This is a genomic window from Streptomyces sp. NPDC085481 (assembly GCF_044541845.1).
Classification (GTDB): Bacteria; Actinomycetota; Actinomycetes; order Streptomycetales; family Streptomycetaceae; genus Streptomyces.
The window spans coordinates 785,024-807,849 of record NZ_JBITTJ010000001.1; the positions used below are offsets into that span (position 1 = coordinate 785,024).

At 71.7% G+C, this 22,826-nt stretch carries 23 protein-coding genes and 1 pseudogene; 14 read left to right on the plus strand and 10 right to left on the minus strand.

What is annotated here, in order from left to right:
* Positions 1-3 precede the first annotated feature (3 nt).
* Positions 4-1,473 (plus strand): MFS transporter, encoded by a 1,470-nt coding sequence (locus ACIGEZ_RS03640; protein ID WP_399825160.1) that lies wholly within the window; start codon positions 4-6, stop codon positions 1,471-1,473.
* Here ACIGEZ_RS03640 and ACIGEZ_RS03645 read toward each other — a convergent pair.
* On the minus strand, positions 1,443-2,393 hold the full coding sequence (locus tag ACIGEZ_RS03645; RefSeq protein WP_399825162.1) for a helix-turn-helix domain-containing protein: 951 nt from the start codon (positions 2,391-2,393) through the stop codon (positions 1,443-1,445). The genes ACIGEZ_RS03640 and ACIGEZ_RS03645 overlap by 31 nt on opposite strands.
* 110 nt (positions 2,394-2,503) lie before the next feature.
* Here ACIGEZ_RS03645 and ACIGEZ_RS03650 point away from each other — a divergent pair, with 110 nt between their 5' ends.
* The 3 genes from ACIGEZ_RS03650 to ACIGEZ_RS03660 all read left to right on the plus strand — a co-directional run bounded on the left by ACIGEZ_RS03650 (position 2,504) and on the right by ACIGEZ_RS03660 (position 5,686).
* Entirely contained in the window at positions 2,504-3,940 is a 1,437-nt protein-coding gene (locus tag ACIGEZ_RS03650) for an MFS transporter (protein ID WP_399825164.1), read from the plus strand.
* Positions 3,941-4,043: 103 nt separating this feature from the next.
* The gene (locus ACIGEZ_RS03655; RefSeq protein WP_399825166.1) at positions 4,044-5,069 is read left to right on the plus strand and encodes an aldo/keto reductase; all 1,026 of its coding nucleotides are present in this window, start codon (positions 4,044-4,046) and stop codon (positions 5,067-5,069) included.
* Between the two features lie 29 nt (positions 5,070-5,098).
* On the plus strand, positions 5,099-5,686 hold the full coding sequence (locus ACIGEZ_RS03660) for a TetR family transcriptional regulator (RefSeq protein ID WP_399825168.1): 588 nt from the start codon (positions 5,099-5,101) through the stop codon (positions 5,684-5,686).
* 78 nt (positions 5,687-5,764) lie between these two features.
* Here ACIGEZ_RS03660 and ACIGEZ_RS03665 read toward each other — a convergent pair whose 3' ends face one another.
* Positions 5,765-7,147, minus strand: coding sequence for a glycine--tRNA ligase (locus ACIGEZ_RS03665; protein WP_399825170.1), 1,383 nt, complete (start codon positions 7,145-7,147; stop codon positions 5,765-5,767).
* Between the two features lie 166 nt (positions 7,148-7,313).
* Here ACIGEZ_RS03665 and ACIGEZ_RS03670 point away from each other — a divergent pair, with 166 nt between their 5' ends.
* The 4 genes from ACIGEZ_RS03670 (at position 7,314) to ACIGEZ_RS03685 (ending at position 10,506) form a co-directional block, all read left to right on the plus strand.
* Complete coding sequence (locus tag ACIGEZ_RS03670; protein ID WP_399825172.1) at positions 7,314-8,324, plus strand: metal ABC transporter substrate-binding protein; 1,011 nt, start codon at positions 7,314-7,316, stop codon at positions 8,322-8,324.
* 14 nt (positions 8,325-8,338) lie between these two features.
* Positions 8,339-9,103 carry a metal ABC transporter ATP-binding protein gene (locus tag ACIGEZ_RS03675; protein WP_399825174.1) on the plus strand — a complete coding sequence of 255 codons (765 nt, stop codon included), beginning with the start codon at positions 8,339-8,341 and terminating at the stop codon, positions 9,101-9,103.
* Between the two features lie 16 nt (positions 9,104-9,119).
* Positions 9,120-10,013 (plus strand): metal ABC transporter permease, encoded by an 894-nt coding sequence (locus ACIGEZ_RS03680; RefSeq protein ID WP_399825176.1) that lies wholly within the window; start codon positions 9,120-9,122, stop codon positions 10,011-10,013.
* An 82-nt stretch (positions 10,014-10,095) separates the two neighbouring features.
* A complete protein-coding gene (locus tag ACIGEZ_RS03685) occupies positions 10,096-10,506 on the plus strand; it encodes a Fur family transcriptional regulator (RefSeq protein ID WP_399825178.1) in 411 nt (136 codons plus the stop codon).
* A gap of 158 nt (positions 10,507-10,664) precedes the next feature.
* Here the strand turns inward: ACIGEZ_RS03685 and ACIGEZ_RS03690 are convergent, their stop codons facing one another.
* From ACIGEZ_RS03690 to ACIGEZ_RS03710, 5 genes are all read right to left on the minus strand, one after another.
* Positions 10,665-11,453: an alpha/beta fold hydrolase gene (locus ACIGEZ_RS03690; RefSeq protein WP_399825180.1), complete on the minus strand. Its 789-nt coding sequence runs from the start codon at positions 11,451-11,453 to the stop codon at positions 10,665-10,667.
* A gap of 162 nt (positions 11,454-11,615) precedes the next feature.
* On the minus strand, positions 11,616-12,440 hold the full coding sequence (locus ACIGEZ_RS03695) for an isoprenyl transferase (protein ID WP_399826207.1): 825 nt from the start codon (positions 12,438-12,440) through the stop codon (positions 11,616-11,618).
* A 19-nt stretch (positions 12,441-12,459) separates the two neighbouring features.
* Complete coding sequence (recO, locus tag ACIGEZ_RS03700; protein WP_399825182.1) at positions 12,460-13,209, minus strand: DNA repair protein RecO; 750 nt, start codon at positions 13,207-13,209, stop codon at positions 12,460-12,462.
* A gap of 220 nt (positions 13,210-13,429) precedes the next feature.
* A complete protein-coding gene (locus ACIGEZ_RS03705; protein WP_399825184.1) occupies positions 13,430-13,645 on the minus strand; it encodes a hypothetical protein in 216 nt (71 codons plus the stop codon).
* Positions 13,646-13,656: 11 nt separating this feature from the next.
* Positions 13,657-13,884 (minus strand): hypothetical protein, encoded by a 228-nt coding sequence (locus tag ACIGEZ_RS03710; RefSeq protein WP_399825187.1) that lies wholly within the window; start codon positions 13,882-13,884, stop codon positions 13,657-13,659.
* Between the two features lie 120 nt (positions 13,885-14,004).
* Here ACIGEZ_RS03710 and ACIGEZ_RS03715 point away from each other — a divergent pair, with 120 nt between their 5' ends.
* Together ACIGEZ_RS03715 and ACIGEZ_RS03720 are read left to right on the plus strand one after the other, a co-directional pair.
* Positions 14,005-14,838: a Scr1 family TA system antitoxin-like transcriptional regulator gene (locus tag ACIGEZ_RS03715; RefSeq protein ID WP_399825189.1), complete on the plus strand. Its 834-nt coding sequence runs from the start codon at positions 14,005-14,007 to the stop codon at positions 14,836-14,838.
* Positions 14,820-15,089 carry a DUF397 domain-containing protein gene (locus ACIGEZ_RS03720; protein WP_399825191.1) on the plus strand — a complete coding sequence of 90 codons (270 nt, stop codon included), beginning with the start codon at positions 14,820-14,822 and terminating at the stop codon, positions 15,087-15,089. The genes ACIGEZ_RS03715 and ACIGEZ_RS03720 overlap by 19 nt, the downstream gene beginning before the upstream one ends.
* Here ACIGEZ_RS03720 and ACIGEZ_RS03725 read toward each other — a convergent pair.
* The gene (locus ACIGEZ_RS03725; protein WP_399825193.1) at positions 15,079-15,486 is read right to left on the minus strand and encodes a hypothetical protein; all 408 of its coding nucleotides are present in this window, start codon (positions 15,484-15,486) and stop codon (positions 15,079-15,081) included. The genes ACIGEZ_RS03720 and ACIGEZ_RS03725 overlap by 11 nt on opposite strands.
* Before the next feature lie 50 nt (positions 15,487-15,536).
* Between ACIGEZ_RS03725 and ACIGEZ_RS03730 the strand changes: the two genes are divergently transcribed.
* Together ACIGEZ_RS03730 and ACIGEZ_RS03735 are read left to right on the plus strand one after the other, a co-directional pair.
* Positions 15,537-16,355: a hypothetical protein gene (locus ACIGEZ_RS03730; protein WP_399825195.1), complete on the plus strand. Its 819-nt coding sequence runs from the start codon at positions 15,537-15,539 to the stop codon at positions 16,353-16,355.
* 84 nt (positions 16,356-16,439) lie between these two features.
* A pseudogene (locus tag ACIGEZ_RS03735) lies at positions 16,440-16,721 on the plus strand (dihydrofolate reductase); the annotation flags it as partial.
* Between the two features lie 1,488 nt (positions 16,722-18,209).
* On the opposite strand, the gene ACIGEZ_RS03740 reads toward ACIGEZ_RS03735, so the two are convergent.
* Entirely contained in the window at positions 18,210-18,680 is a 471-nt protein-coding gene (locus tag ACIGEZ_RS03740; RefSeq protein WP_399825197.1) for a hypothetical protein, read from the minus strand.
* Between the two features lie 210 nt (positions 18,681-18,890).
* Between ACIGEZ_RS03740 and ACIGEZ_RS03745 the strand changes: the two genes are divergently transcribed.
* Both ACIGEZ_RS03745 and ACIGEZ_RS03750 read left to right on the plus strand, forming a co-directional pair.
* Entirely contained in the window at positions 18,891-20,264 is a 1,374-nt protein-coding gene (locus ACIGEZ_RS03745) for an FAD-dependent oxidoreductase (RefSeq protein WP_399825200.1), read from the plus strand.
* Between the two features lie 171 nt (positions 20,265-20,435).
* On the plus strand, positions 20,436-22,067 hold the full coding sequence (locus tag ACIGEZ_RS03750; protein WP_399825204.1) for a LuxR family transcriptional regulator: 1,632 nt from the start codon (positions 20,436-20,438) through the stop codon (positions 22,065-22,067).
* Here ACIGEZ_RS03750 and ACIGEZ_RS03755 read toward each other — a convergent pair.
* Positions 22,042-22,737, minus strand: a complete 696-nt coding sequence (locus ACIGEZ_RS03755; protein WP_399825207.1) for a TerB family tellurite resistance protein — start codon at positions 22,735-22,737, stop codon at positions 22,042-22,044. The two genes, ACIGEZ_RS03750 and ACIGEZ_RS03755, sit on opposite strands and share 26 nt — an antisense overlap.
* Positions 22,738-22,826: the final 89 nt, after the last annotated feature.

Genomic DNA, 22,826 nt, shown 5'->3' on the forward strand with positions numbered 1-22,826 from the left:
CACATGTCCGAGCTCACATCACGGCAGCTCACTCCGGCACCCCTGACCCGGCGCCGCCGGCTGCTCGTCCTCGCGATCTGCTGCATGAGCCTGCTGATCGTCAGCCTGGACAACACCGCGCTCAACGTGGCGCTCCCCTCCATGCAGCGCGAGCTGGACGCGTCCGTCCCGGGCCTGCAGTGGACCATCGACGCCTACACCCTGGTGCTGGCCTCGCTGCTGATGTTCTCGGGCTCCACGGCCGACCGGATCGGCCGCCGCAAGGTGTTCACGACCGGGCTCGTGCTCTTCGTGGTCGGCTCGCTGCTCTGCTCGCTCGCGCCCACCCTGGGGGCGCTGGTCGCGTTCCGCATGGTGCAGGCGGTGGGCGGCTCGATGCTCAACCCGGTCGCCATGTCGATCATCACCAACACCTTCACGGATCCGGCGGCACGCGCGCGTGCCATCGGCGTCTGGGGCGGGGTCGTGGGCGTCTCCATGGCGGCGGGTCCGCTGGTGGGCGGGCTCCTCGTCGAGTCGGTCGGCTGGCGGGCGATCTTCTGGGTGAACCTGCCGGTCGGGCTGGCCGCGCTGGCCCTCACCCTCCGTTACGTCCCCGAGTCCCGCGCGCCCCGCCCCCGGCGCCCCGACCCCGTGGGCCAGGTCCTGGTGACGGTCCTGCTCGGCTCGCTCACGTACGCGATCATCGAGAGCAGCCCGCTCTTCCTGGGGGTGGCGGTCCTCGCCCTGGCCGGGCTGCTGTTCTACGAGCCGAGGCGCCGGGAGCCGCTGATCGACCTGCGGTTCTTCCGCAGCGCGCCGTTCAGCGGGGCGACCGTGATCGCGGTCTGCGCCTTCGCCGCGCTCGGCGGCTTCCTCTTCGTGAACACGCTCTACCTCCAGGACGTGCGGGGGCTCTCCGCCCTCCAGGCGGGGCTCTCCATGCTGCCGATGGCGGCGATGACCTTCGTCTTCGCTCCCCTGTCCGGCCGCCTGGTGGGTGCGCGCGGGCCGCGGCCGTCCCTGCTGATCGCGGGGACGGCGATGGCGGCGGGCCCGCTGATGTTCGCCGCCTTCGAGGCGGAGACGAGCACGCCGCTGCTGTTCACCGGATACGTGGTCTTCGGCATCGGCTTCGGCCTGGTGAACGCGCCGATCACCAACACGGCGGTGTCCGGCATGCCCCGCGAGCAGGCCGGGGTGGCGGCGGCCGTGGCCTCCACCAGCCGCCAGATCGGCCAGACGCTGGGCGTCGCGGTGGTGGGCGCCGTGCTCACGGCGGGGCTCGGCACCACCTCGTACGAGAACGGGCTGAAGGGTTTCGGCGAGGCGAGCGGGCCCGCCTACTGGATCATCACCGGCTGCGGCCTGTGCGTGCTGGTCGCCGGCGCCCTGACCAGCGGTGCATGGGCGCGGGGCACGGCGGAGCGGACGGCGCGGCGGCTCGAGGGGGAGGGCGGGCTTCAGGCGACGGCGAGGGCGGCCTCGTCGTGAGCGGTCCGCGCGGCGGCCTTCTCCTGAACGGCCCGGACACCGGCGGCCTCCGCCGCCTCCTGAGCGGTCCGAGCCGCCTCCTGAGCGACGACCAGGGCCTGGAGCCGTTCGAGCCCGGCCAGTGACTCCTCGTCGAGCGGTACGTACGTGACGAGGCGGGGTCCGGCGGCGGGGCCGAGCCACAGGTTGGTGTGCTCCAGGCGCAGCGTGCCGACGTCGGCGTTGCGGACGACCTTGGCGCGGCTCGCCTGGTCGACGACGTCGTGCCGGGCCCAGATCTCGCGGAACTCCGGGGAGGCCGCCTGGAGCCGGTTCAGCATCGCCTTCCAGGCGGGTTCGGCCAGGTGCTCGGCCATGGAGGCGCGGAACTTTCCGGCCATCGCGCGCAGGATGTCCGGCAGGTCCGTGACGGCGGCGCGGAATTCGTCGTTCGTGAAGGCCAGCCAGAGCGTGTTGCGGTCCTCGCGGGGCAACGCGTCCAGGTCGCAGTAGAGCCGCCCGAAGGTGCGGTTGTAGGCCAGGAAGTCGTAGCGGCTGTTCTGGACGCAGGCCGGGACGGGCTCCAGCTGTTCGAGCAGTCCGCGCAGCGCGGGGGTGACCGTCGGGCAGGCCGTCTCGGGATGCGGGTCGGCCTGACCTGCGAGGGCGAAGAGGTGGGACCGCTCGGTGGGGTCGAGCAGCAGGGCGCCCGCGAGGGCGTCGAGGACCTGCGGGGAGACCTGGATGGGCCTGGCCTGTTCCAGCCAGGTGTACCAGGTGACGCCGACGGCGGAGAGCTGGGCGACCTCCTCGCGACGCAGCCCCGGGGTGCGGCGGCGCCGGCCGCGCGGGAGCCCCACTTCCTCGGGGGTGATGCGTTCGCGCCGACTGCGCAGGAATCCGGCCAGCTCGTGTCGCCGGATGTCGGGTTCAGCCACCATGACGGTCATACTCCCAGGGTGCCGGGGCGCTCAGCCCGTTTCCAGGTAGTGCTTGTACCAGGATAAAGACACTCTGGTACCAGGCTGGGCCGGGGCGCAGGGTCGGATGCGTGACTACGACATCCACCCCTGCCCGTACCGCCGCGGTCGTCGACCACGACCGGCCGGCCCTCGGCTCCCTCGGCCTGTTCACCGTGCTGCTCGGGGCGGCACTGCCGCTCATCGACTTCTTCATCGTCAACGTCGCCCTCCCGACCATCGACCACGACCTGGCGGCAGGACCGGCCCTCCTGGAGCTGGTCGTCGCCGGATACGGCCTGTCGTACGCCGTGCTGCTCGTGCTCGGCGGACGGCTCGGCGACCTCTTCGGCCGTCGCCGGCTCTTCCTCGCGGGCATGGCCGCCTTCGGCGTCACCTCGCTCGCCTGCGGGCTCGCCCCGGACGCCTGGACGCTGGTCGGCGCCCGGGTGGCTCAGGGCGCCGCGGCGGCGCTGATGCTGCCCCAGGTCCTCGCGACGATCCACTCCTCGACGTCGGGCGCCCGGCACGCGAAGGCGCTGAGCCTGTACGGGGCGACCGCCGGCCTCGCGATGGTGGCCGGCCAGATCCTCGGCGGCGTGCTCGTCGCCGCCGACGTGGCGGGCAGCGGCTGGCGGTCGATCTTCCTGGTCAACGTGCCGGTGGCGCTCGTCGGCCTCGCGCTCGCGGCCCGCTCGGTCCCCGAGACCCGCTCGGACCGGCCCGCGCCGGTGGACGTGCCGGGCACGCTGCTGCTGGCGCTGACCCTGATCACCCTGCTCGCGCCGCTGACCGAGGGCCGGGCGGCGGGCTGGCCGCTGTGGACGTGGGTGTCGCTGGCCGTCTTCCCGTTCGCGGCGGGCGCCTTCTGGTGGGTGGAGCTGCGCGCGGACCGCAGGGGCGGTACGCCGCTGGTGCCGCCGAGCCTGCTGGACCTGGTGTCGCTGCGCCGGGGGCTCGCGGTGGTGCTGCCGCTCTCCGGCGGCTTCGGCGGCTTCATGTTCGTGATGGCGGTGGCGCTGCAGCAGGGCCTGGCGATGGGCGCGGTGGCCTCGGGCCTGGCGCTCGTGCCGATGGCGGTGGCCTTCTTCGCGGCCTCGCTCGCGGGTCCGCGGCTGGTACGGCGCTGGGGCACCCGGATCGTGGTGGCGGGCGCCCTGTTCCAGGCGCTCGGCATCGCCCTGCTCGCCTGGACGGTGTGGCGCGGCTGGGAGGGCCTGTCGGTGGGGAGCCTGCTGCCGGGCATGGCGATCGCGGGCTTCGGCCAGGGGCTTCAGCTGCCGGTGCTGTTCCGCGTGGTGCTGTCGGAGGTTCCGGCGGAGCGGGCGGGCGTGGGCAGCGGGGTCATGGTGACCACGCAGCAGTCGGCGCTGGCGCTCGGCGTGGCGACGCTCGGCTCGCTCTTCCTCTCGCTCGGCTCCTCGCCGGCGGACATGGGCTCCGCGCTGACGACGACGCTGCTGGTCCAGCTGGGTGTGGTGGTGCTGACGCTGCTACTGAGCCTGCGCCTCCCTCGCTCGATCGGGTGAACCATGGAGTGACAGATATTGAAATCTGTCATCGGTCATGTCATGGTTGTCGCGCGCCGCTCTTCCGGTCCGGCGCCGTTCCGATCCCTTCGAGGAGCCAGCCATGACCTCCCTCCCCACCCGCCCCCTCGGCACCACCGGCCCCCAGGTCTCCGCCCTCGGCCTCGGCTGCATGGGCATGTCCGCGCTGTACGGCGAGAGCGACCGCGCCGAGTCGATCGCGACCATCCACGCCGCCCTGGACGCCGGCGTCACCCTCCTGGACACCGGCGACTTCTACGGGATGGGGCACAACGAGCTGCTGATCAACGAGGCCCTGCGCACTGCCCCGGCGGCCGCCCGCGAACAGGCCCTGACCAGTGTGAAGTTCGGTGCCCTGCGGACGGTCGAGGGCGGCTTCACCGGGTACGACGGCCGCCCGGCGGCGGTGAAGAACTTCGCGGCCTACTCGCTGCAGCGGCTCGGCACCGACCACATCGACATCTACCGGATCGCCCGCGTCGACCCGGACGTGCCGGTCGAGGAGACCGTCGGCGCCATCGCCGAGCTGGTCGAGGCGGGGCACGTCCGGCACATCGGCCTCTCCGAGGTCGGTGCCGACACCCTGCGCCGGGCCGCCGCCGTCGCCCCGATAGCGGATCTCCAGATCGAGTACTCGCTGATCTCCCGGGGCATCGAGGACAAGATCCTGCCCACCGCCCGCGAACTGGGCATCGGCATCACGGCCTACGGAGTCCTCTCCCGCGGCCTGATCAGCGGCCACTTCACCCGCGACCGCGCGCTCGCCCCGGGCGACTTCCGCGGGATGTCCCCCCGTTTCCAGGGCGACAACCTCGACCGGAACCTGGACCTGGTGGACCGGCTGCGCGCGGTCGCCGAGGCGAAGGGCGTGACGGTCGCCCAGACCGCCATCGCCTGGGTGCTCGCCCAGGGGCCCCGGCAGGGCGCGGACATCGTCCCGCTGGTCGGCGCCCGCCGCCGGGACCGGCTCGCGGAGGCGCTCGGCGCCCTGGACGTGACGCTGGACCGGGCCGACCTGGCGGCCATCGAGGCGGCCGTCCCGGCGGGCGCGGCGGCCGGCGAGCGCTACCCGGAGGCGCAGATGGCCCACCTCGACAGCGAGCACTGAGCGTCCGAGATGACAGGTAGTGTCATTCCATGGCCGCCACCGAGACCCTGACCGCCGAGCGCATCCTCGAAGCGACCGAGGAGGTGCTCCGGCGCTACGGCCCGGCGAAGGCGACGGTCGTGGACGTGGCCCGGGTGCTCGGCGTCAGCCACGGCAGCGTCTACCGCCACTTCCGCACCAAGGCCGCGCTGCGCGAGGCGGTCACCGAGCGCTGGCTCTCCCGCACCGAGGTGGCCCTCGCCGAGCTGACCGAAGCCCCCGGGCGGCCGGCGCCGGAGAAGCTGCACGCCTGGTTCGCCACCCTCTTCGAGGCCAAGCGCCACAAGGCGGGCGACGACCCCGAGCTGTTCGCCACGTACAGCGTGCTGATCGACGAGAACAGCGGTGTGGTCGACCGGCACCTCGACGTGCTCGTCGGCCAGGTCCGCTCGATCGTCGAGGAGGGCACCCGGGAGGCCGAGTTCACCGCCCCCGACCCGGGCACCACGGCTCGCGCGCTCTTCTACGCGACCGCCCGCTTCCACGACCCGGCCTACGCCCCCGAGTGGCAGCGCCCGGCGATCGAGGCCGAGTTCGAGTCGGTGGTCGATCTGCTGCTGCGCGGTCTGCGCCCCTGACGACGTACGGCGAAGCCCCCGGTTCCGGGAACGGAACCGGGGGCTTCGCCGTACGGGATCCCTACGGGACCAGGGTGATCAGCAACCCACCAGGCGGGTCGCCAGGTAGCCCTGGATCTGGTCGAGGGAGACGCGCTCCTGCTTCATGGTGTCGCGCTCGCGCACGGTCACCGCGTTGTCCTCGAGGGTGTCGAAGTCGACGGTGACGCAGAACGGGGTACCGATCTCGTCCTGACGGCGGTAGCGGCGGCCGATGGCGCCGGCGTCGTCGAACTCGATGTTCCAGTTCTGCCGCAGGTCCGCCGCCAGGCCCTTGGCCTTCGGGGAGAGCTGCGGGTTGCGGGACAGCGGCAGGACGGCGACCTTGATCGGGGCCAGGCGCGGGTCCAGACGCAGGACGACGCGCTTCTCCATGACGCCCTTGGCGTTGGGGGCCTCGTCCTCGGTGTAGGCGTCGAGCAGGAAGGCCAGCATCGCGCGGCCGACACCGGCGGCGGGCTCGATGACGTACGGCGTCCAGCGCTCGCCGGACTCCTGGTCGTGGTACGTCAGGTTGGCGCCGGAGGCCTTGGAGTGCGCGTTCAGGTCGTAGTCGGTGCGGTTGGCGACACCCTCGAGCTCGCCCCACTCGCTGCCGCCGAACGAGAAGCGGTACTCGATGTCGGCGGTGCGCTTCGAGTAGTGGGAGAGCTTCTCCTTCGGGTGCTCGAACCAGCGCATGTTCTCCTCACGGAGACCCAGGCCGGTGTACCAGTTCCAGCGCTGCTCCATCCAGTACTCGTGCCACTGCTCGTCCTCGCCCGGCTTGACGAAGAACTCCATCTCCATCTGCTCGAACTCGCGGGTGCGGAAGATGAAGTTGCCCGGAGTGATCTCGTTCCGGAAGGACTTGCCCATCTGCGCGATGCCGAACGGCGGCTTCTTGCGCGAGGTCTGCTGCACCTGACCGAAGTTGGTGAAGATGCCCTGCGCGGTCTCGGGACGCAGGTAGGCGACGGAGCCGGTGTCCTGGGTCGGGCCGAGGTGGGTGGAGAGCAGGCCGGAGAACTGCTTGGGCTCGGTGAAGGTGCCCTTGTTGCCGCAGTTGGGGCAGTTGAGGTCGACGAGGCCGTTCTCGGGGAGGCGGCCGTGCTTCTCCTCGTACGCCTCCTCCAGGTGGTCGGCGCGGTAGCGCTTGTGGCAGGAGGTGCACTCGGTCAGCGGGTCGGTGAACGTGGCGACGTGGCCGGAGGCCTCCCAGACCTCGGTGGCCAGGATCACCGACGAGTCGATGCCGACGACGTCCTCGCGCGCGGTGACCATGTAACGCCACCACTGGCGCTTCAGGTTCTCCTTGAGTTCGACGCCCAGCGGCCCGTAGTCCCAGGCGGCCTTCTGACCGCCGTAGATCTCACTGCACGGGTAGACGAAGCCACGGCGCTTGCTCAGGCTGACGATGGTGTCGATCTTGTCGGCGGCCACGGTGCTCTCTTCATTACGACGACGAAGTGCGAATGCCTCAGGTTACCGGCGCCCGCACCCCCCGTATCAAATCGGTTCGCCCACGGCCCGGGGCGCGGCCCGGAGTGGGGCGGGACACAGGTACGGCAATTGACAACCGTTTCCAGTTTTGTTGAAAATGAGTGTCATGAACGTACGCCGTCTGATACCCACCACCGCCGTCGCCGGAGCAGTCGCCCTCGGTCTCGTGACCCTCTCCGCGTGCTCCGGTACCTCCGACGCCGCCGACAAGGGCGGCAGCGGAAACGGCGGGAAGCTTGACGTCGTCGCGTCGTTCTACCCCATGCAGTTCCTGGCCGAGCGGATAGGCGGCGGCCACGTGGCCGTCGACACCCTCACCAAGCCGGGCGTCGAGCCGCACGACCTGGAGCTCAAGCCGCGCCAGATCGGCGACCTCGCCGACGCGGACCTCGTCGTCTACCTCAAGGGCGTCCAGCCCGCCGTCGACGCCGCCATCCAGCAGGCCGGCGTCGAGAACACCGTCGACGCCGCCACCCTCACGACGCTCGAAAGGCACGGCGCCGAGGCAGGCGGCCACGAGCACGGCGCCGAGGCGGATCACGGCTCCGAGGCCGGGCACGACAGCCACGAAGGCCACGACCACTCCTCCGAGGCCGGCGCCGACCCGCACATCTGGCTCGACCCCGTGAAGTACGCGGAGGTCGCCAAGGGCGTCGGAGCCGCCTTCGAGAAGGCCGACCCGGCCCACGCCGCCGACTACAAGAAGAACACCGCCACCCTGGTGAAGCAGCTCGGCGACCTGAACACGGCGTTCGAGACCGGTCTGAAGAACACCGCCTCCAAGACCTTCATCACCACCCACTCCGCCTTCGGCTACCTCGCGGAGCGCTACGGCCTGGAGCAGGAGGGCATCTCCGGCATGGCCCCCGAGGCCGAGCCGAGCCCCGCCCGCGTCAAGGAGCTCCAGGACATCGCGAGGAAGGACAAGGTCACCACCGTCTTCTTCGAGACCCTGGCCAGCGACAAGACCGCCAAGACCCTCGCGCGCGACACCGGCCTCAAGACCGACGTGCTCGACCCGCTGGAGGGAATCACGGACGCGTCCAAGGGCGATGACTACATCGAGGTCATGCAGTCCAACCTCGCCGCGCTGAAGACCGCACTCGGCGCCAAGTGACCAAGGAGCGAGCTGTGAGCGACGAGCCCGTCATCTCCGTCCGCGGAGCCACCGCGGCCCTCGGCTCGCGCCCCGTCCTGCGCGGCGTCGACCTCACCGTCCGGCGCGGTGAGGTCGTCGCGCTGCTCGGCGCCAACGGCTCCGGCAAGTCGACCGCCGTCCGCTCCGTCATCGGCCAGGTGCCGCTGACCGGCGGCACGATCGAGCTCTTCGGCACCGCGCAGAAGCGGTTCCGCGACTGGGCCCGGATCGGCTACGTACCGCAGCGGACCACCGCCGCGAGCGGGGTTCCCGCCACCATCCGCGAGGTCGTCACGTCCGGCCGGCTCTCCCGCAAGCGGTTCGGCTGGCCGACGAAGGCCGACCGGGCCGCCGTCGACCGCGCCATCGAGCTGGTCGGCCTGACCGACCGCGCGCGCGATTCCGTCGCCGCCCTCTCCGGCGGCCAGCACCAGCGCGTGCTGATCGCCCGCGCGCTCGCCTCCGAGCCGGAGCTGCTGATCATGGACGAGCCGATGGCCGGCGTCGACCTGGCCAGCCAGGAGATCCTCGCCGGCACCCTGCGCGAGCAGGTCGCCGGCGGCACCTCCGTCCTCCTCGTCCTGCACGAGCTCGGCCCGCTGGAGCCCCTGATCGACCGCGCGGTCGTCCTGCGCGACGGCTGCGTCGTCCACGACGGCCCGCCGCCGCAGGCCGTCGGCCAGCACGCGCTGCCCGGCCACGACCACGTCCATCCGCACGCGGCCGACGAGCCGCTCCGCACGGGTCTGCTGACCTGAGGAAGCTGACCTGATCATGGAATTCCTCCAGCTCGCCTTCATGCAGCGGGCGCTCATCGCGGCCGTCCTCGTCGGCATCACCGCGCCCGCCGTCGGCATCTACCTCGTCCAGCGCCGCCAGGCACTCATGGGCGACGGCATCGGCCATGTCGCCATGACCGGCGTCGGCCTGGGCTTCCTGCTGAACGCCAGCCCCGTCTGGATGGCCACCGCCGTCGCCGTCGCGGGCGCGGTCGCGATGGAGCTGATCCGGGCGTACGGCAAGACCCGCGGCGACCTCGCCCTCGCGCTGCTCTTCTACGGCGGCATGGCCGGCGGCGTCCTGCTGATCAACCTCTCGCCGACCGGCTCCAACGCGAACCTCAACTCGTTCCTGTTCGGCTCCCTGTCGACGGTCTCCGCCGAGGACGTCACGGCGATCGGCATCCTCGCCGCCTTCGTGGTCCTGGTCACGGTCGGCCTGCGCCGCCAGCTGTTCGCGGTCAGCCAGGACGAGGAGTTCGCCCGCGTCACCGGCCTGCCGGTGCGCTTCCTGAACCTGCTGATCGCGGTCACCGCCGCCGTGACCGTCACGGTCGCCATGCGCGTGGTCGGCCTGCTCCTGGTCAGCGCGCTGATGGTGGTCCCGGTGGCCGCCGCCCAGCAGCTGTCCCGGTCCTTCCGTACGACCTTCGTGCTCGCCGTCGTGATCGGCACCGGCGTCACCCTGGCCGGCACCGTCACCTCGTACTACCAGGACGTGCCGCCCGGCGCGACGATCGTGCTCCTCGCGATCGGCGTCTTCATCGCCCTGACGCTCCTCGCGACCCCGCTCGCCCGGCGCCGCGCCCGGGCCGCCGAGGCCGCCGCGCACGCCTGCGACGCGCCCCTTCCGGCGACCCGCCGCCCGGCGGACGACGTGAAGGTCTGACCCGGGGAAGGCTCGGCGGACCGACCGGGGAACGGGGGACTGGCAGAATGGCGGGGGCAGACAAGGATTCAAGGAGGCCCCCGTGGTGACGGCAGGACCCCCCGTACGAGGCCGCTCGACCAAACAGCGGGCCGCCGTCTCGGCGGCGCTGAACGAGGTGGACGAGTTCCGCAGCGCCCAGGAGCTGCACGACATGCTCAAGCACCGCGGCGACTCCGTCGGCCTCACCACCGTCTACCGGACGCTGCAGTCCCTCGCGGACGCGGGCGAGGTGGACGCGCTGCGCACCAGCGACGGCGAGACGGTCTACCGCCGCTGTTCCACCGGCGACCACCACCACCATCTGGTCTGCCGCGTCTGCGGCAAGGCCGTCGAGGTGGAGGGCCCGGCCGTGGAGCAGTGGGCCGAGACGATCGCGTCCGAGCACGGCTTCGTGAACGTGGCGCACACGGTGGAGATCTTCGGCACCTGCGCGGAGTGCGCGGCGAAGTAGCCGTACCGACAGGCCACGAGACGTACGCGACGGGCCCGCACCGGAGGATTCCGGTGCGGGCCCGTCGCGTCATCGCCTCACGCCTCGGCGCCTCACGGCTCGTCGCGTCACGCCTGCCTGCGCCACCGTCCGCCACGCGGTGAGGACCCGGCGCCGGCTCACGAGTGGGTGTGGCAGAAGCCGCGCACGGCCCGGTTGAACTCCTCGGGCCGTTCCAAGTGGCTGACGTGCCCCGCGCCCGGGATCACGACCAGCTCGGCATCCGGGATCGCTTCCTGGAACTGTCGCGCGACGCCCAGTGGCGAGCGCACGTCCTGCTCTCCCCAGAGCAACAGGGTGGGCACCGAGACGGTGGGCAGAAGATCCCGCTGATCCGTCTCGGCCATGAGGGATAGCTGCGTCCGCATGGTCTCCGGGCGTACGACGGCCGCGATCGCGTCCAACAGCGGTACGTACGCGGCGGGCGGCTCGCCGGCGAACAGTCCGGGCAGGGTCGGATCGAACGCACCGCGCGGCGCGGCCAGCATCCGGCGCGCGCCCTCGACCCGGGCCCGCACCTCCTCCGCCGGCAAGGAGCCCTTCCAGCCCGCGTAGGTGTCGACGAGGATCAGCGTGCTCACGAGGTCCGCGTGGTGGCGGTAGAACTCCAGGGCGAGGGTGCCGCCCCAGGAGATACCGGCGATGTGCGCCGGACCAAGCCGCAGCGACTCCACGACCGCAGCCAGACAGTGGGCATAGTCCGCGAGGACGAAGGACTCGGGGACGTCGGAAGAGCGGCCCGCTCCGGGCTCGTCCCAGGCCACGACCGTGAATGCATCTGCCAGTGCCTCGAGTTGCGGCCGCCAGACGCGGGCGTCCTCTGCCGCACCGTGCAGGAACACCACGGGCGGCCCCTCGCCCACGCGGTCGTAAGCGACCTCTAGCCCGTTGACCTGCACCGTCGCCATAACTTCATGGTAGGCGCGCCCCCAACGTCGTCGCGCGGGGACACCGCAAACGGTCACGGCCTCAGGCGTGTTACCCGGCCCTCACACTCCACGAGCTGGCGGCCCCGGCCGACGAGCACGCCGCGCTCGCCGGCCGTTCTCAGGAATCCCCGTCATCGTCGGTCAGGCCTTGTCGAGCACGGCCAGGTCCGCCGCGTCCACGCCGCCGAAGCGGCGGTCGCGCGAGGCGTACTCGACGCAGGCGCGCCACAGGTCACGGCGGTCGAAGTCGGGCCACAGGACGTCCTGGAAGACCATCTCCGCGTAGCTGCTCTGCCAGATCAGGTAGTTGGAGGTGCGCTGCTCGCCGCTGGGGCGCAGGAACAGGTCGACATCCGGCATGTCCGGGTAGTACAGGTACTTCTGGAAGGTCTTCTCGTTGACCTTCGACGGGTCGAGCCGGCCCGCCGCGACGTCCCGGGCGATGGCCTGGGCCGCGTCGGCGACCTCGGCGCGGCCGCCGTAGTTGACACAGAAGTAGAGCGTCATGGCGTCGTTGTTCTTGGTCTGCTCCTGGGCGATCTGGAGCTCCTGGACGACCGACTTCCACATCTTGGGCATGCGGCCGACCCAGCGGATCCGGATGCCCAGCTCGTCCATCTCGTCGCGGCGGCGGCGGATGACGTCGCGGTTGAAGTTCATGAGGAAGCGGACCTCCTCGGGCGACCGCTTCCAGTTCTCCGTAGAGAAGGCGTAGAGGGAGAGGTTCTTCACGCCGAGCTCCAGGCAGCCCTTGAGCACGTCGAGGACGACGCCCTCGCCGACCTTGTGCCCCTCGGTGCGGGGCAGGCCGCGCTCCTTGGCCCAGCGGCCGTTGCCGTCCATCACGCAGGCGACGTGGTTCGGCACGAGCTCCGAGGGGAGCTTCGGCGGGTGCGCGCCGGACGGGTGCGGCTCGGGAACCTTGTACTCCCGGCGCTGCCGTCCGAGGATTCCGCGTCGTGCGATGGCCATGGCGATGGATCTCCTAGCTCTTCTCTACGTACCGCAGCGAGCGCAGCCCGCGTTCCAGGTGCCAGTGCAGATAGGCGGACACAAGGCCGCTGCCCTCCCTGACGTGACGCGGCTCGCACGCGTCCGCCGTGTCCCAGTCGCCGGTGAGCAGCGCGCTGAGCAGCCCTACGGCCTCAGCAGAGGGTACGACGCTTCCGGGCACCCGGCAGTCCGCGCATATGACTCCGCCCGCTGCGACCGAAAAGAACCGGTTCGGCCCGGGAAGTCCGCATCGCGCACAGTCGTCGAAACTGGGCGCGTAGCCGTTGACCGCGAGCGAGCGCAGCAGGAAGGCGTCGAGGATGAGGTGCGGCGCGTGCTCGCCCCGCGCGAGGGTGCGCAACCCGCCGACGAGCAGAAGGTACTGCTGGACGGCCGGCTCGCCCTCGTGGTCGGTGAACCGTTCCGCCGTCTCGAGCATGGCGGTGCCGGCGGTGTAACGGGCGTAGTCGGTGACGATCCCGCCGCCGTACGCGGCGATGGTCTCGCTCTGCGTGCACAGCGGCAGCCCGCGCCCGATGAGCTCACTCCCCCGGGCGAAGAACTGCACGTCCACGTGGGAGAACGGTTCGAGCCGCGCCCCGAACTTCGACTTGGTCCGGCGCACCCCGCGCGCGACGGCGCGTACGCGTCCGTGACCGCGTGTGAGGAGCGTGATGATGCGGTCCGCTTCACCCAGCTTCTGGGTGCGCAGCACGATGCCGTCGTCGCGGAACAGACTCATGGCCCCATTCTCGCGTACGAGGGGGGCGGGGCGGGCACGGCTCGGGGGCGGCGTTCACCACGTGCGGGGGGGGCGGCGGCGAGGAAGGCCGCGAGGAGCCTGCGGCCGGGCCGGAGACGCACCCCTCGGGCCGCGCACTCCTTCGGGGGCGCCCGCAGACCCTCGGGGCCTGCACCGCCTCGGAGCCTGCACTCCCTCGGACCCTCGGACCCTCTGGCCCTCAGGGCACCTCCCCCCGGCTGCGCGCGTTCGCATGCGCCGTCGCCGCGCGCAGCCGCTCCGCCGCCGTCGCGACCCGGACACCGTCCGGCTCGCAGTCCCACTCGCGCCCGCCGCCGATGGGCCGCACCTGGAGGTAGGGCCCCTCGTGGCCCATCACGGTGCCGACCTTCCCCGTACGCGTGTCGACGACGTACGCCCCGATGGGCGGTTCCATGACCGACCTCCTTACCGCGCCAGCGCGGCGGCGAGCAGTCGCGCCGTCGCCACCGTGCAGCGCCCCAATTCGATCAGCGGCCGGGGCGGCTCGGCAGCGAGGGTGAGCGCGTCGAGCCCGAGGGAAGGGAGCGTGATTCCCGCCCGTACGAGCGCGTCGCGCAATGCCGCCACCGCCTCCGCCGCTGCTTCCACGGTTCCTTCGGTTCCATTGGTTCCTTCGGTTCCTTCGTTCTTCATCGCCAACGCATCCCTTTCCGAATCCATTTCCCGCTTACTCCGACGAGCGTGACGGCAGATCCGTAGAATCGGCAGATGCGCTGGGTCTACAACCGCGGTGTGGGGGTCAGGAGTTAATCAATGGCCAAAGCCAGGCAACAAGAAGCGTGGGAGTTCTTCGGCGGGCTTCTGAAGGAACGACGGGAATCCGCGGCCCTCTCGCAGACCGAGCTGGGCGCACGGGTGTTCGTGTCCGGGGCGTACATCGGCCTGTTCGAGCAGGGGATTCGGAAGCCGCAGCTGGATGTGGCGAAGAGAATCGACGAGGTGCTACAAACCGGCGGTATTTTCGAACGGACGTGTCGCTCGCTCATCAACAAGTCGCCGTACGCGGATTATTTCCACGAGGTGGCCGAGTTGGAGAAGCTGGCGACGAAGATCTGCGAGTACGCGCCGACGGTGGTGCCGGGGTTGTTACAGACGGAGGAGTACGCGCGGGCGGTGACGATCGCGGCGAACCCGTTCGCCACGGAGGAGTACGTCGAGGAGAAGGTCAGCTCGCGTATAGAGCGAGCAGCCATTCTCAAGGACGCTACAAGGCCGGAGTATTGGGTCGTGTTGCACGAGAACGCAGTACGCGCCCCCGTGGGCGGTCCGGCGGTCATGGCCGCACAGGTGGAGCACATCGCGAGGCTGATGCGTGAGCGGGCGGTGCTGGTGGCGCTAGTGCCACGCACGGCTGGTGCACACGCCTCCATGGACGGTTCACTACGGCTCATGGAGTTCGAGGACCAGCCCCCAACGGCTTATACGGAGACGTCGTTTTCGGGGACGCTCCTCGACGATCCGGCTGTGGTGAAGCGAGCACAGCGCGCCTACGATCTGCTGAGGGTCGCCGCGCTGTCGCCGGAGGCGTCCCTGGCCCTGATCGAGTCGGCGGCGGAGGACTTCAGACGATGCGCGAGTACGACCTGAACAACGCCCACTGGTTCAAGAACTCCTACAGCAACAGCCAGGGCGGCGACTGCGTCGAAGTCTCGTACGACTTCGCCGGCGCCGCCTGGCGCAAGAGCAGCTACAGCAACGGCGAAGGTGGCAACTGCGTCGAGGTCCTGGACGACGTCCCCGGCGTCGTCCCGGTCCGTGACAGCAAGAACCCCGCCGGCCCGGCCCTCGTAGTCCCCGCCACCGCCTGGGCGGACTTCGTCAGCGGCCTCAAGGGCTGACGGCAGTCCTCCGCTGACGGCGCCAGGTCTGCACCGGCGCGAGCACCGCGAGCGCGAGGAGGATGCTCGCGGTGACCACGTACGCCGTCGTGCGCCCCTGCGTCAGCGCGTACACCGCGCCGCCCGCGCCCCCGAGGGCGACGCCGACGGCGGGTGGCCAGCGGTGCGTGGTGGCTCCGGTGCCGACGACGAAGAACGTCGGCAGGTACGAGAGGAACATCAGCCACCAGCGCAGCTCGTGGCCGTCCGCGGGCGAGCAGCCACCGCTGGGCCCGCGCACACAACTCCCCTCGACCATCCCGAGAACCCCCCAGGTCGCCACCGCCATGACCACGACGGCAAGGGGTATCCACCACCACTGGTGGTGGTTTCTCTCGTCAAGCGTCCAACGGCTCACGTTCCCGCCCCTCTCCACAAAACCTTCAACAGCGCCATACGATCATGCGCATGGCGATCTCACCCTCGGCCCTGGTCCTGCGCGGCAGCGGCGGAACGGTCCTCCGTCACGAGACGGACGGCGCGCTGACCTTGCGCAGGGGTGACGAGGAGCACCGCATCCCCCTGCAGGCCGTCCGGGGCGTCCTGCCCGACGGGCGGTCGGTCAGCGTGCAGCTCCGCGCACCGGGCGGTGCCCAGCCCGTCGTACACCGGGTGGACGGCGTCAGTGAGGCCGCGGTGGAGGCGTTCGCGGAGGCGGTGAACCTGGCGCTGCTCGAACTACCGGAGCCGGACCCGTCGACGGACGGCGCCACGCTCGTCACGACCCGCAACCTGGCCGAGTCCCAGCCCCCCAAGCAGCCGCTCCTCAAAAGCTGGGCCTTCTGGCTGACGGCCCCCGTGCTCACTCTGCTCCTGGCCCAGTCCGTGGCCGTCGTCGTCGCCGGCGAGCCCGCCCTCCTCGTGCTCATCTGGATCCTGGGGGTCATCGGCTGGGTCCTGACTGCGGTGAGCGCGTACACGGCGGAGCGGGCCTTCATGATGTGGTGGCTGCCCAGGCACGGTGTCACGGTGATGGCGGAGTTCGCGTTCCGCATCCCTTCGACGAGGGTGTACGAGTACACGGACCTGAACGGCGAGACCCACAGGTACCGCAAGCAGTACGGCGGCAGCCGGGCCGAGGTCAGCTACCACCCGCGCAAGCCGGCCACCGTCATCGGCAACTTCTCCGTCGTCGCACGGCTGTGGGTGGCCCTGCTCGCCCTGCTCCTCTGCGGAGCGACCCTCGGCCTGTTCGGGCTGCTCTGCGTCATCGCGTTCACCGCGTGACGCAACACTCGCGCCCTCACCTACCGCCAAGAGCGACAGCTCACGGCACACTGCTTTGGGGCCCCCAAGGCAGAGGAGAGCTCCGTGGGCAAGGTGGTCATGTACAGCTCGGTGTCGGTGGACGGCTTCGTCGCGGACGAGAACGACCAGCCCGGACCACTCTTCGACTGGTTGACCAGCGGTGACGTCCCGTCGGACGAGAGCGGTCAGCTGAAGGTGTCGCAGACGTCCTACCCCTACACCCGGCCGTACTGGGACCAGATCGGGGTGACGGTCGTCGGCCGCCACGTCTTCGACCTGACGAACGGCTGGGATGGGAAGCCTCCGGGCGGGATCGACCACGTCGTCGTGACGACTGTAGGCCCCAGGGGTGTCCGTTCCTTGCGGGCTTCTGGTGCGGCCGCCCTCTTTCCGAGTGTGGCCCCCTCCACCACCGCGTCAAGGGCGCTCCCGTTGGTCGCGTCGCTCCGCGATGGCCTACGGCCACCCTTGACCCGGCGGCTCCGGGGGCCCTTTCACACTCGGAGGGCGGCCGGGGGGCGGGGCCGCGCGACCAGGCCGGGTAGCGGTCGGGGTGGCAGGGCGGCGAGCAGGCCGGTGGGTGGTGAGCCCGGGTAGTGGTGGGGGTGCGGTTCCCATGTGCGGCCCGGTGGGTGGTGAGCCCGGGTAGCGGCCGGGGTGGGAGTGGCGCGTGCGGCTCGGTGGGGTGGGGGCTCGGCTTGTGGCGGGGGCGGGTGGGGGCCCTTCCGGCCGGTTGGTGGCGCGCGGCAGTGGCATGGGGTGCACCGACCCGGCTCAGCGACCGACGGCCGTCGCCCGGCCGGGCTTCAAGCCCCGCTGATCACCGCCGGTGGGTGGAGGGGCCAGCAGGGAGCCAAGTCACTCCCGTCACACGAGGGATCCCCCGTCCCGTCGGGTGGTCGCGGGCGGTGCAAACCCCGTTCCCCACACCTCCGGGTCGGCTGGGGCTGCCCCTCGCGTCACACGAGTGATCTCCCGTCCCGTCGGGTGGTCGCGGGTGGTGCAAACTCCGTTCCCCAAGCCCCCGGGTCGGCTGGGGCTGCCTCTCCCGTCACACGAGTGATCCCCCGTCCCGTCGGGTGGTCGCGGGTGGTGCAAACTCCGTTCCCCACGTCCCCGGGTCGGCTGGGGCTGCCCCTCGCGTCACACGAGTGATCCCCCGTCCCATCCGGCGGCGGCGGATGATGCAAACCCCGTTCTCCACGCCCCCGGACGGCCCGAAGTCGCCTCACACGTCACACGAGCGCACTGCCGTCCCATCCCGGCGCGCGAGGTCGGAGAATGCACCGCCGGGGGTGACCAGCGGGGCCTGAAGCCCCGCCGGACGACGGCCGTCCGCCGCCAAGCCGGGACGGTGCACCCCACTCCACTGCCGCGCACCACCAACCGGCCGGAAGGGACCCGCCCACCCCCACCACTAGCCAAGCCCCCACCCACCCCGCCGCACCCACTCACGCACCCCAGCCACTACCCGGCCTCACCACCCACCCGCCGCACCGGCTCGCACACCCCGACCACTACCCGGCCTCACCACCCACCGGACCGACGGCCGCCCACGGCGCCCCGCCACCACCCGGCCTCGCCGCGCGGCCCCGCCCCCCGGCCGCCCTCCGAGAGGTTCTTCGCGCCTGGAGCCACCGGGTCAAGGGTGGCCGAAGGCCATCGCGCAGCGACGCGACCGCAGGGAGCGCCCTTGACGCGGTGGCGGAAGGCGCGACTCTCGGAAAGAGGGCGGCCGCACCAGAAGCCCACCAGGAACGCCCACCACAAGGGCCCAAGACCCCGACGAACACGGCCCCCACCCCTCCTTGATGAGCGCGTTCGCCACCACCCCTACTTGATGAGCGCGTTCGCCACCGCGATAGCGAGCCCGATCGTCGCGTCCGCCGCCCCCACCAGGACCGCCGACCGCCGCCGGTACCCGGACTTGAGGGCGGCGACGGTGCCCCACGCCCCCAGTAGCAGCGTGTTGAGCGCCAGGCCGGCGGTCGTGACCGGGGGCTCGTCCCAGTTGGCCGCGCCTGCCAGCAGGAGCAGGGCGACGGTGGGCAGGCTGGCGACCACCACCGGCCACTCCTCGCCCAGCGCGGTGACCAGACGCCGCCAGCGGACCGTGGCGCTGCCGGTGTGGTGGGTCGCCATGTGGTGGGCATATCCGTGCACGAGGCCCGAGGCCACCGCCGTGACCAGGATCCACAGCGCGTCGTAGACGGGCGTGAACTGCTCGCCCTCGCTCTGCAACGCCGCCAGCAGCGCGCTGGCCAGGACCGTGCCGTAAACCCCACCGAACATCCAATTCCGCATGGAAACCCACCCTAAATGCATCAAGCCGCCCCAAATCACACCCCTCACGCTCCCCTTATCCACCCCCCAACCACCCCCTTATGGAACCCATAAGTCCGCCTTATGAGCCCATAGACCGGGGGCGGGTACCGGATCACTTGCAGCGTTATTTAGGGTGACCTAAGTGCGGCGGGCTTCCGCCGTCTCGTCGTTTGCGAAGGGAACCCCGTCATGCCCCGCCCCCTCCGGGTCGCGATCGTCGGCGCCGGCCCCGCCGGGATCTACGCCGCTGATGCGCTGCTGAAGTCCGAGGCCGCCGCCGAGCCGGGTGTGTCCATCGACCTCTTCGAGCGGATGCCGGCCCCCTTCGGCCTCATCCGCTACGGCGTCGCGCCCGACCACCCCCGCATCAAGGGCATCATCACCGCCCTCCACCAGGTCCTCGACAAGCCGCAGGTCCGACTCTTCGGCAACGTCGACTACGGCACCGACGTCCACCTCGACGACCTGCGCGCCTTCTACGACGCCGTGATCTTCTCCACCGGCGCCATGGCCGACCGCGAGCTGCGGATACCGGGCGTCGAGCTCGAAGGCTCCTACGGCGCCGCCGACTTCGCCTCCTGGTACGACGGCCACCCGGACGTCCCGCGCACCTGGCCCCTGGAGGCCGAGAAGGTCGCCGTCCTCGGCGTCGGCAACGTCGCCCTCGACATCTCCCGCATCCTCGCCAAGACCGCGGACGAGCTGCTGCCGACCGAGATCCCGCCGAACGTCTACGACGGTCTCAAGGTCAACAAGGCCGTGGAGATCCACGTCTTCGGCCGTCGCGGGCCGGCCCAGGCCAAGTTCAGCCCCATGGAGCTGCGCGAGCTGGACCACTCCCCCAACATCGAGGTCATCGTCAACCCCGAGGACATCGACTACGACGAGGGCTCGATCGCCGAGCGCCGCAAGAACAAGCAGACCGACATGGTCGCCAAGACCCTGGAGAACTGGGCGATCCGCGACATCGGCGACCGCCCGCACAAGCTCTTCCTGCACTTCTTCGAGTCCCCCGTCGAGATCCTCGGCGAGGACGGCCAGGTCGTCGGCCTGCGCACCGAGCGCACCGAGCTGGACGGCACCGGCAACGTCAAGAGCACCGGCCAGACCACCGACTGGGACGTCCAGGCCGTCTACCGCGCCGTCGGCTACCTCTCCGACGAGCTGCCCAAGCTGCCCTGGGACACGGCCAGCGGCACCGTCCCGGACGAGGGCGGCCGGGTGGTCGAGGAGACCGGCGAGCACATGGCCTCCACCTACGTCACCGGCTGGATCCGGCGCGGCCCCGTCGGCCTCATCGGCCACACCAAGGGCGACGCCAACGAGACCGTGGCCAACCTGCTCGACGACCACGCGAACGGCCGGCTCCTCGCCCCCGAGTCCCCGGAGGAGGGCGCGGTCGTGTCCTTCCTGGAGAGCAAGGGCCTCACGTACACCACGTGGGAGGGCTGGTACGCGCTCGACGCCGCCGAGAAGGCGCTCGGCGAGCCGCAGGGCCGCGAGCGCGTGAAGATCGTCGAGCGCGACGACATGCTCCGCGCGAGCGGCGTCGACCTGGGCTGACCGCGACCTGGGCCGGCCGCGCTTCTCCCGCCGGCCGCGCGTCTCCCGCCCACCTCGCCGGGCCTCTCCGGGCCTCGCCGGGCCTCGCTCCTCCCGCCGACCTCGCCGGCCTCCCGGCCCTATTCTGATAGGGCCGGGAGGCCGGCGAGGGGGCTAGGGAAGTGAGCCGCCATGGCCGTCGTCGTCGCCGTCGTCGAGCAGGCCAGGGACGCGGCTGCCCGTGAGGACTGGGCCGGTGCGTACGCCCTCCTGCACGAGGCCGACCGGCATCCCACCGAGCCCCTCGCCCCCGGGGACCTGGACACGCTCGCCGACGCCGCCTGGTGGTCCGGCCACGTCGACGAGTCGGTCGCGGCGCGGCTGCGGGCCCATGCCGCCCACGTGGCTGCGGGCGACTGGCGGGGCGCCGGTGCCACCGCCTGGTGGCTCTCGTACGAATACCGCCGCCTCGGCCGACCCGCGGCCGCCGCGGGCTGGCTGCACCGGGCCCGGCACCATCTGGAGGGCCGGCCCGACTGCCCCGAGCAGTCCCTCCTCGCCATGGCCGACACGGCGGAGGCCCAGGAGCACCACGACCCGGCCGCGGCGCTGGCCGCAGCCCGCCGCATGACCCGCCTCGCCGTCCGGTCCCGCGATGCCGGCCTCGTCGCCCTGAGCCACCAGGCCGAGGCGTCGGTCCTCCTGGCCGAGGGGCGTCGCGCCGAAGGGCTCGCCCTGCTCGACGACGCGATGCGCGCGGCGACCGCCGGCGAGCTGAGCGGTCTCTCCACGGGCAGGCTCCTCTGCCTGGCCCTCACCCAGTGCATGGGCGCCGCGGACTTCGCCCGCGCGGTGGAGTGGACGGACGCGGCCATGGCCTGGTGCACCGCCCCCCGGCCCCAACGGGCCGCCACCACGCCGACCACCTCCGCCACCCCCACACGCGCCCCCACCACCTCCGCCACCCCCACACGCACCCCCACCACACCGACCACCCCCACAGCCGCCACCCCCACAGACCCCACCGCCACCGCCACCGACACCGCCACCCCCCTCCCCCTCACCGACAACCCCTTCCGCGCCCCCTGCCGCCTCCACCACGTCGAGGTGCTCGACCTCCTCGGTGACTGGCCCCGGGCCGAGGACGAGGCGCGACTCGTACGCCGTGAGGTGATGGCCGACTGCCTGGACGTCGCCGCCGCGGCCGAGTACGCGGTCGGCGAGATCCAGCGCCGGCAAGGGCGCGTGGACGCGGCGGCCCGCTCGTACGCCCGCGCCCATGAGCTCGGCCGGGTCCCCCAGCCCGGCCTCGCCCTGCTCCGTCTCGCCCAGGGCCGCGCCGACACCGCTCCGGCGGGGCTGCGCCTGGCGCTGGACTGCCAGACCGACCCCCGGCACGACCTCCTGGGCCGCGCCCGGCTGCTCGCCGCGCTCACCGAGGTGACCCTCGCGATCGGCGAGACGGGCGCGGCGGCCGAGGCGGTCGCGGAACTGGAGCGGCTGGCGCCCGCCCAGGACGTGCCCCTGCTCGCCGCCATGGCCGCCACGGCCCGCGGGGCGCTGGCCCTCGCCAGGGGCGAGGAGGCTCAGGGGGTGCTACGACGCGCGCTCGCGCTCTGGCTGGAGCTGCGGATCCCGTACGAGGCGGCGCGGGCGCGGATGCTGCTCGCGGCAGCCGCCCGCGCGGCGGGCGACACCGACGCGGCCCGGCGAGAACTGGCCGCCGCCCGCACGGTCTTCGAACGGCTCGGCGCCACTCCCGACGCCCACCGCGCCACGCCCCGCCCCCTGGGGGTGTCTAGAGCGTCGACTTCCGCGCCGTAGCCAGCAGCCGCGCCGTGTCGTCCGCCCGCAGCGCCAGCGCGTTGCCCACCGTTCCCAGCACCTCCCGCTCCGCCGGGCTGTAGGGCCCGTCGGCGAGGGCGATGCGGGCGCCCTGGAGCAGGATCGATTCGCGGCCGGCCGCGGAGAGGTGGGGGGAGAGCGGTTCGAGGGCCTCGTGGAGTTCGATGGCGAGCGCCGCTCCCCCGCTGCTGACGTCCGGCAGGAAGCGGCCGGTGTCGGCGGCGAGCGCGTCGACCAGGTCGACGAGCTGCAGCGCGGTGCAGTCCGCGAAGCCGGCCGCCCGAACCCCGGTGACGGCGGTGTCGACCGCGGCCCGTGAGGTGGTGCCGCCGGCGGCGAGTACGGCGAGGGCGACGGTGTGCACCGCGTCCCGCAGCATGCCGGAGAACCGGCTGGTCGTCGGGTGGGTCAGCACGTCCGTACCGAAGTGGGTGTGGCAGGCGGCGCACTCGACGACCGGTCCCGCGTATCCCCGCGGCAGCAGCGGCACGCCCAGCAGGGCGAACCTGCGGCGGCCGGTGCGACGGCGGTAGTTGCGGTCACCGCCGCACTCCTCGCAGAAGAACTCGCCGTCGCCGATCGTGTTCCAGGAGGTGCGAATCCCGCAGAGAACCCTGTTCCGGTCCCGTGACTTCCGCGCTGACCGCACGCCGCACCTCCTTCACGTCCCGGCAACACTGCCGGCGTTGGCGTGATGTTAGCCACATCGATGATGTGGCGTCAGCACCTCGTCAGCAG

Bases quoted from the DNA above. Each gene is read 5' to 3' on its own strand.
- ACIGEZ_RS03660 (WP_399825168.1), top strand. From the start codon at position 5,099: ATGGCCGCCACCGAGACCCTGACCGCCGAGCGCATCCTCGAAGCGACC.
- ACIGEZ_RS03715 (WP_399825189.1), top strand. From the start codon at position 14,005: ATGGCCAAAGCCAGGCAACAAGAAGCGTGGGAGTTCTTCGGCGGGCTT.
- ACIGEZ_RS03655 (WP_399825166.1), top strand. From the start codon at position 4,044: ATGACCTCCCTCCCCACCCGCCCCCTCGGCACCACCGGCCCCCAGGTC.
- ACIGEZ_RS03740 (WP_399825197.1), bottom strand. From the start codon at position 18,680: ATGCGGAATTGGATGTTCGGTGGGGTTTACGGCACGGTCCTGGCCAGC.
- ACIGEZ_RS03690 (WP_399825180.1), bottom strand. From the start codon at position 11,453: ATGGCGACGGTGCAGGTCAACGGGCTAGAGGTCGCTTACGACCGCGTG.
- ACIGEZ_RS03680 (WP_399825176.1), top strand. From the start codon at position 9,120: ATGGAATTCCTCCAGCTCGCCTTCATGCAGCGGGCGCTCATCGCGGCC.
- ACIGEZ_RS03720 (WP_399825191.1), top strand. From the start codon at position 14,820: ATGCGCGAGTACGACCTGAACAACGCCCACTGGTTCAAGAACTCCTAC.
- ACIGEZ_RS03670 (WP_399825172.1), top strand. From the start codon at position 7,314: ATGAACGTACGCCGTCTGATACCCACCACCGCCGTCGCCGGAGCAGTC.
- ACIGEZ_RS03710 (WP_399825187.1), bottom strand. From the start codon at position 13,884: ATGAAGAACGAAGGAACCGAAGGAACCAATGGAACCGAAGGAACCGTG.
- ACIGEZ_RS03745 (WP_399825200.1), top strand. From the start codon at position 18,891: ATGCCCCGCCCCCTCCGGGTCGCGATCGTCGGCGCCGGCCCCGCCGGG.
- ACIGEZ_RS03705 (WP_399825184.1), bottom strand. From the start codon at position 13,645: ATGGAACCGCCCATCGGGGCGTACGTCGTCGACACGCGTACGGGGAAG.
- ACIGEZ_RS03750 (WP_399825204.1), top strand. From the start codon at position 20,436: ATGGCCGTCGTCGTCGCCGTCGTCGAGCAGGCCAGGGACGCGGCTGCC.
- ACIGEZ_RS03730 (WP_399825195.1), top strand. From the start codon at position 15,537: ATGGCGATCTCACCCTCGGCCCTGGTCCTGCGCGGCAGCGGCGGAACG.
- recO (WP_399825182.1), bottom strand. From the start codon at position 13,209: ATGAGTCTGTTCCGCGACGACGGCATCGTGCTGCGCACCCAGAAGCTG.
- ACIGEZ_RS03640 (WP_399825160.1), top strand. From the start codon at position 4: ATGTCCGAGCTCACATCACGGCAGCTCACTCCGGCACCCCTGACCCGG.
- ACIGEZ_RS03645 (WP_399825162.1), bottom strand. From the start codon at position 2,393: ATGGTGGCTGAACCCGACATCCGGCGACACGAGCTGGCCGGATTCCTG.